Source organism: Actinomycetes bacterium (assembly GCA_036000965.1).
GTDB lineage: Bacteria > Actinomycetota > CALGFH01 > CALGFH01 > CALGFH01 > DASYUT01.
Genome location: DASYUT010000096.1, coordinates 1 through 6,313, shown reverse-complemented (window position 1 = coordinate 6,313; position 6,313 = coordinate 1). Strand labels below are relative to the sequence as shown.

Annotated in this window: 8 protein-coding genes; 5 read left to right on the top strand and 3 right to left on the bottom strand. The window is 69.1% G+C overall.

The genetic code is table 11. The features are described from left to right. The first annotated feature begins 166 nt into the window (after window positions 1-166). The 4 genes from VG276_07445 to VG276_07430 all read left to right on the top strand — a co-directional run bounded on the left by VG276_07445 (window position 167) and on the right by VG276_07430 (window position 3,551). Window positions 167-910 (top strand): hypothetical protein, encoded by a 744-nt coding sequence (locus VG276_07445; GenBank protein HEV8649227.1) that lies wholly within the window; start codon window positions 167-169, stop codon window positions 908-910. A gap of 49 nt (window positions 911-959) precedes the next feature. After that, a complete protein-coding gene (locus VG276_07440) occupies window positions 960-1,820 on the top strand; it encodes a Gfo/Idh/MocA family oxidoreductase (protein HEV8649226.1) in 861 nt (286 codons plus the stop codon). Beyond that, window positions 1,820-2,425 carry a hypothetical protein gene (locus VG276_07435; protein HEV8649225.1) on the top strand — a complete coding sequence of 202 codons (606 nt, stop codon included), beginning with the start codon at window positions 1,820-1,822 and terminating at the stop codon, window positions 2,423-2,425. The genes VG276_07440 and VG276_07435 overlap by 1 nt, the downstream gene beginning before the upstream one ends. A gap of 100 nt (window positions 2,426-2,525) precedes the next feature. Beyond that, on the top strand, window positions 2,526-3,551 hold the full coding sequence (locus tag VG276_07430) for a fructosamine kinase family protein (protein ID HEV8649224.1): 1,026 nt from the start codon (window positions 2,526-2,528) through the stop codon (window positions 3,549-3,551). Window positions 3,552-4,044: 493 nt separating this feature from the next. Here the strand turns inward: VG276_07430 and VG276_07425 are convergent, their stop codons facing one another. The 3 genes from VG276_07425 to VG276_07415 form a co-directional block, all read right to left on the bottom strand. After that, the gene (locus VG276_07425; protein HEV8649223.1) at window positions 4,045-4,233 is read right to left on the bottom strand and encodes a transposase; all 189 of its coding nucleotides are present in this window, start codon (window positions 4,231-4,233) and stop codon (window positions 4,045-4,047) included. Between the two features lie 79 nt (window positions 4,234-4,312). After that, entirely contained in the window at window positions 4,313-4,975 is a 663-nt protein-coding gene (locus VG276_07420; protein ID HEV8649222.1) for a dihydrofolate reductase family protein, read from the bottom strand. Between the two features lie 53 nt (window positions 4,976-5,028). Continuing rightward, a complete protein-coding gene (locus tag VG276_07415) occupies window positions 5,029-5,877 on the bottom strand; it encodes a peptide chain release factor-like protein (GenBank protein HEV8649221.1) in 849 nt (282 codons plus the stop codon). A 244-nt stretch (window positions 5,878-6,121) separates the two neighbouring features. Between VG276_07415 and VG276_07410 the strand changes: the two genes are divergently transcribed. Further along, on the top strand, window positions 6,122-6,313 hold a 192-nt coding region (locus VG276_07410; GenBank protein HEV8649220.1), incomplete at its 3' end, for a hypothetical protein.

Below are 6,313 nucleotides of genomic sequence, written 5' to 3'. Positions count from 1 at the left end.
GCGCGCCTACTCACCCGTCCTCCGCCACGCCGACCTCCCCACCGACACCACCATCCCCTGGTGGGGCAACCGCCAGCTCCACTACGAGTTCGCCTAACCTCGGCATGGGGTCAAAAGAGCTGCGTGGAAATCCGCGCTAATCAGCCAGGCCAGGTCTGCGGGGCTGTTGCTCGGGTCTGCCCCGGACACGTTTCTCGGCAGTGCTGGCCAAACCGCCAGGCGGGCCATTGATGAGGGCCTCATCGGTGAGCCCATCGGCGTGGCGGCGTTCATCACATCCGGCAAGGTCGAGACCTGGCATCCCGACCCCACGTTCCTGTTCCAGCCGGGCGGCGGTCCCGCCCTGGACATGGGGCCGTACTACCTGACGTGGATGGTCAACTGCCTGGGGGCCATCCGTTCGGTGTCCGGCAGGAGCCGTATCGGCAGTCCCGTGCTCGCGGTCACCAGCCCAGATCGCCGGGTCGACAGCATCCAGGTCACCACACCGACGCATGTCTCGTCGGTCTTGGAGTTCGAGTCCGGGGTTGTCGGCACGTTCATGGCGAGCTTCGACGTGTGGGACCACCACCTGCCGCGCATTGAGATCTACGGCACCGACGCGACGATGTCGCTGCCGGACCCCAATACCTTCGACGGCGATGTCGCCGTCAAGGAACGCGGGGCTGACGACTGGCGCGTCCTGCCACCGGTCATCCCGCCGTTCGCCCAACCTGGATCAATGGACCAGTATCGGCGGGGGCCGGGCGTGGCCGATCTGGTCGGTGCCCTCAACGGAGCGCCACAACGCGCGTCGGCCGAACTTGCCTGCCACGTCCTGGAGGCAATCGCGTCCATCGAGCAGTCCAGTCAGACCAGCACCGTGATCACGCTCGCTTCCCGGGTGGAGCGTCCAGCTCCAGTCATGTGAAGGATCCCAGAACCATGCCCATCATGACGCGCCTCGAATTGGACTCGGCATGAGCGCCAAGCTGGGCGTCGGCTTCATCGGGGCCGGACCGGTGACCCAGGCGATCCACCTGCCTACTCTGGCTACGCTGGCTGACCGGTTCCGGGTCGCCCACGTGATGGACGTCGATGAGCAGGTCGCCGCAGTCGTGGCCGCCCGCGCCGACGCTCAGTCGACCACGCAGCTCGATACCCTGCTGGAGGATCCCGAGGTCGACGTGGTGGCGATCTGCAGCCCGGACCGCTTCCACGCCGACCAGGTCGCCGCTGTGGCAGCGGCCGGGAAGCGGGCCATCCTCTGTGAGAAGCCACTTGCGACCACGGTCGAAGAAGCCCAACGGATCGCCGATGTGTCGGTCACCAGCGGTGTGCCGGTCCTTGTTGGCGCCATGCACGCCTATGACCCCGCCTGGAGTGCGGCGCGACAGCATTGGGGCGACCTGGCCGCGACCGGCACGCTGGTGCGTTCGGTGATCTATCTGCCGCCCAACGACGAGTTCCACGACCTGGCCACCGATCTGGCCGCGCCGCCGCCGAACCCCTCGACCCCCCGAGAGCTCAGCCTCGAGGTACAGGCGCAGCGGCTCCGTGCTGGTGTGCTCGGGCTCGCGACCCACACGATTCCTCAGATCCGGCAGTTCCTGCCGACGTGCAAGCAGGTGACCGCGGCCAGGTTCGTCCCACCGTTCGGGTATCAGATCGTCGTCATTGGTGACGACCGTACCGCCGAACTGATCGCGCTCATGCCCGGCAGATGGCGCCCCGACTGGTCGTTCCACGTGTGGGGAGCCGACAGCGAGCTGCACATCGATTTCCCGCCGTCCTACGTGCTGGCTGGCTCGGCCACCGTCACCTTGAGGACGGGGAGCTGATGCAGGTCAACACCCCCCAGTCGCTGTTCGACGCCCCCGCCAACCTGTTCGTCGCGACGTTTATCGGGTCGCCGGCGATGAACCTGGCCGAGGCCAAACTGGTCCGCGATCAGGGGCCGGCGTTGGTGTTCGCCGACTACAAGGTCCCGGTCCCCGACAGCCTGGTCGCAGGTCGGGAGGGTCTGGACCGCTATGTCGACAAGGACCTGATCATCGGCCTGCGCCCCTCCAGCCTGGAAGACGCCAACTTCGCCCCCGCCGACTGGCCCCGGCTCAAGGGTGAGGTCGCCGGCACCGAGGAGCTGGGCTCGGAAGTGAACTTGATCTTCACCGTGCACGCTCCCGTGGTCCACCACGAGATCATGATCGCCCGCTTCGACAAGGCGGCCAAGGACGAGGTCGAGGCCGAGGAGCTGGCCGGTGAGGGCCAGAGCCTGTGGACGGCCAGGGTCAATCCCAAGACCCAGGCCCGGGTCGGCCGCAGCGTGGACCTGAGTGTGGACACCGGCGGGTTCCACTTCTTCGACAAGGACAGCGGCCAGGCCATCGGCCACCCCGACAGCGCCAGCAACGGCTTCAGGAGGGCCGCCGTACGCTCCGTCTAAGGCGTGTTTACTGAGGGTGTGCGGGCTGCGGTCAGCAGCGCCCTCGGCGGTCACTGATCTGCTCTGCTGGGGTTGCCGTGCGCTCGTCCTCGGAGAGCAGTTGCGCGAGAACGCCGCCCGCCCTACGACACGGCCTTCGACAGCGCCTCTGACCTGTGCGGTTGTGTGGGGACGCGAGGTGCTGGGAGGCCTTTTGAACCACCCGAGCATCGATGGTAAGGATGGGGTCGCCGGTTCGATTCCGGCGGGCTCCACCGGCCCGGTTGGCTCCAGCTCGAACCGCCGCAAAGGGAGGCTTCACATCAGCGACACGACCGCAGGCGCAGCGGGGGGGAACTTTGACTGGCCGCTCGGGCTGGCCCCGCTCACCTCGACGCGCCCGCTCAAGGGCGGCTTCATCTGCAGCACCGTGCGAGGCCGGCTCGCCGATGGGCGGAAGGTGGTCGTCAAGCGCTGTCCCTATCCCGCGGAGGTTGAGGCAGACGGCCTGCAGGCGCTGGCCGCCGCCGGCGCCCCCGTGCCGGCCGTGTTGGGGGTCGCGAACCACGTCCTCGTGCTGGAACAGGTGGGTGGCCCGCCGGACTGGCCGGCCCTTGGGCGGGCCATCGCCCGTATGCATCGGACCACCGGGAACCGCTTCGGCTGGCACCGGGACAACTTCCAAGGGATGACCCGGCAGCACAACGCCTGGAGCGACGACTGGCCGATCTTCTATGTCGAGCGCCGGCTGCGGGTCCACCTCGCCGATCCGAAGGTCCCTGAGCCACTGCGCAGACGGGTGGAACGGGCCTGCGACGGCCCGCTGCCGGCGCTGCTCCGGCCGCGGCCGCTGGCGTCGCTGACCCATGGAGACCTCTGGGCGGCCAACGTGGTCGAGGGGCGCTGGCTGGTCGACCCGGCGGTCTCCTTCGCCGATCGCGAGCTCGAACTGGCCTACATGCAGCTGTCGAACAGCCTGCCACCGGAGCTGTTCGAGGCCTACGCCGATGAGTGGGCGCCCGACCCGTCGTACGAGCAGCGCCGCCCCGCGCTCCAGCTCCACAAGTTCCTCAACAACATCCGGCATTTCGGGCCCGAACGCTACGTGCCACGAACCGAGGCGGTCCTGGACATCTACGGCTGGTGAGCCGACCGGACAGCCAGCCGCCGCCAACAGCTCAGCCAGGACAGCGACCGCTCGACCTTCCATCGGTGGCGTCCAAGCCTGGTCGACGACTCGATCCCGCGCCGAGCGATCCGCGGCGCAGGTAGGTCCGGTTGGCGTGACTGTCATCGCCCTTGTCGGCGTGGACCTTGGCGGGCCGGCACCGCCGCCGCCCAGCCGACGTACGGACCGGCGGGATGTCCTCCACGATCGCTTGGAACATGGTGGTGTCGTTGACATTGGCGGCAGTCACCACCACGGTCAGCGGCAGCCCGCTGCCGTCGTAGACCAGATGCAGCTTGCTTCCGGGCTTGCCACGATCGACCGGATTTGCGCCCACCTGGTCCCCCGCGCTTGGCGCGCACGCTCATGGTGTCCACGCTCGCCCGTTCCCAGTCCAGCTGGCCCTGCTCGCCGAGGCGGTCCAAGACCTGAAGGTGGAGCTGATCGAACACGGCGGCGTTGGCCCACTCGGTCAGCGGCGCCAGCAGGTCGCCGGCGAGCCGCAGCCCAGCTCGCGGGCGGACAGCAGCCGCCAGGGAGTCGAGGTGCGGGCCATGTAGACGATCGCGGCCAAGCAGGCCTGGTCGGGGATGGTGCGGTGCCGGTCGCCGTATGGCGGCCGCGGTGGGACCGGCAGCAAGGGCGCCACCATCGCCCACAGCTCGTCCGGTACAAGGTCGTCAACGAGGGTCGTTATGGCGCTGGATCCTGCCAGACTCTCCGGGGAGCGGAACGACGTTTTAGGCTGGGCGACCCTTGAGGTCCTTGACGACGCGGTACTTGATGTGGGTGACGCCGGGCGCCTCGATCGCGCGTACCTGCTGGAGTTTGAGGTCGCCGACGTTTTCGAGCAGCCGCTCGCCGTCACCGAGCAGGATCGGGACGACGTGCAGCTCGAACTCATCGACCAGCCCGGCGGCGAGGTACTGCTGTACGACGCTGGCGCCTCCTCCGAGCAGCACATCCCGGCCGCTCGCGGCCTGCTTCGCCTGCTCGAACGCGGACTCGATCCCATCGGTGACGAAGATGAAGCTGGTGCCTCCCTCCATCTCCAGGGGCTCGCGGGGATGGTGGGTGAGCACGAAGACCGGCGTGTGGAACGGAGGGTTGTCGCCCCACCAGCCGTTCCAAGGGGGATCCTCGCGCCACGGGCCGGGCCCGCCCCCGAACATGTTCCGGCCCATCACGGTCGCGCCGACGTTCGACTGCGCCTCCTCGACCACCGGCGTGCTGGCGTTGACCTCGCCACCCTCTAGTCCTTGCTGCTTGCGCCACGCCTCGAGCTCGAAGACCCACTGGTGCAGACCCATGCCGCCGACGCCCAGCGGGTTTTCCTCGCTCTGGTCGGGGCCGGCGACGAATCCGTCCAGCGACACCGCCAGTTGGAACCTGAACCTGCTCATCGAACCTCTCGGCTTCCGTGACTCGGGGGACGGCCACTCCGGCTGGATACTCTCTACAACCCTTCTACCACCCCTTGGAACCAGCATCCACAGCTCATCCGGCACGAGCCCATGGATGAGGTCGCATGGCGCCGGGCCCGACGCTCGACCACCTCTGGTTCCTCGTCTTCGTCGGCGTCTAAGTCGACGTGGAATGGCGCCCACGCGGCTCTCGAGGCCAGATCCGCTCTTGAGCAGGCGCCTCCGCCGAGGCAACCGGTCGTGAGGTCGCCGCATTCGCCGCAGGGTGGCAGGGCGGCCAGGTGCGGCCCGAACGCGGTGAACGTCTTGGCCGGCCGGTCTCCACCCGCGACCTGAGCGCGGCGAGCAGCGTTGCGGCACCGCGCGGCGCTGCCGCTGGCGCGGGCGACGAGCCGAGCCTGCAGGTCGGCGCGCGCTTCAGGGAGGTTGGCCGACTGGGAGCGGCCACTGGTGCGGGTGACGACGATCCCGGTGGGGCGGTGCCGCAGCCGCGCCGCGGTGGCCACCTTGTTGCGGTGCTGGCCGCCCGGCCCGGTCCCTCGGGTGAACTGGACCTCCAGGTCGTCGTCGTCGAGCTCGACCGGCGCGGTGGTGGTGTCGACGATCGCGACGGTGGCGGTGGAGGTGTGCCTGCGTCCGTGCCGGTCAGAGGTGAGGATGCGCTGCACCCGGTGGGTGCCGGCGAAGTGCCTGAGCGCGTTCGCGCCGCGGTCGTCGAGCAGCACCTGGTGGGTGCGGCCGTCGGTGGTGACGATCCGTGTGGGCAGGCCGCTGCGGGCAATCCGGGCGGTCAGGGCGCGGGTGAACTGGGCGGCGAACGCCGCGGCGTCCTCGCCGCCCTCGCCGGGTCGGATCTCGAGGGCATGGGTGAATTCGCGCATGACGATCTCCTGCGGGCACGGCACGTCCGGCCGTGCGATCGGCGGGGGAGACGGCCGGCGCGGGCCGGCCGGAGTGGAGACCGCGGCGTCAGTAGCGGTGGACCGGTGCGAAGCGACCAGGCCGTGGGCACGCTTCACCTGTGGGGTGGGGCATCCCACGGCGAGGCAGCGGCTGCTCGGTCATGCCAACAGCGTAGCAGGCGGCTCGGCGTCAGCGGTCGTTTGGCTGTGGGAGGATCCCGCGGTGGATTACGACCTGACACGGCTTGGCAGCCGCGAGTTCGAGCACTTGTCGCAGGCGCTGACCCTCAAGGTGCTCGGCCCCGGGGTCAGCGTCTTCGGCGATGGGCCCGACGGCGGCCGCGAGGCCACCTTCGAGGGTCCGATGCGCTTCCCTGAGCCCGGCAAGTCGTGGGGTGGCTACGGGATCGTGCAG

Coding starts and splice junctions, on each gene's coding strand:
- VG276_07420 (HEV8649222.1), bottom strand. CDS start 4,975: ATGAGCAGGTTCAGGTTCCAACTGGCGGTGTCGCTGGACGGATTCGTC.
- VG276_07415 (HEV8649221.1), bottom strand. CDS start 5,877: ATGCGCGAATTCACCCATGCCCTCGAGATCCGACCCGGCGAGGGCGGC.
- VG276_07435 (HEV8649225.1), top strand. CDS start 1,820: ATGCAGGTCAACACCCCCCAGTCGCTGTTCGACGCCCCCGCCAACCTG.
- VG276_07440 (HEV8649226.1), top strand. CDS start 960: ATGAGCGCCAAGCTGGGCGTCGGCTTCATCGGGGCCGGACCGGTGACC.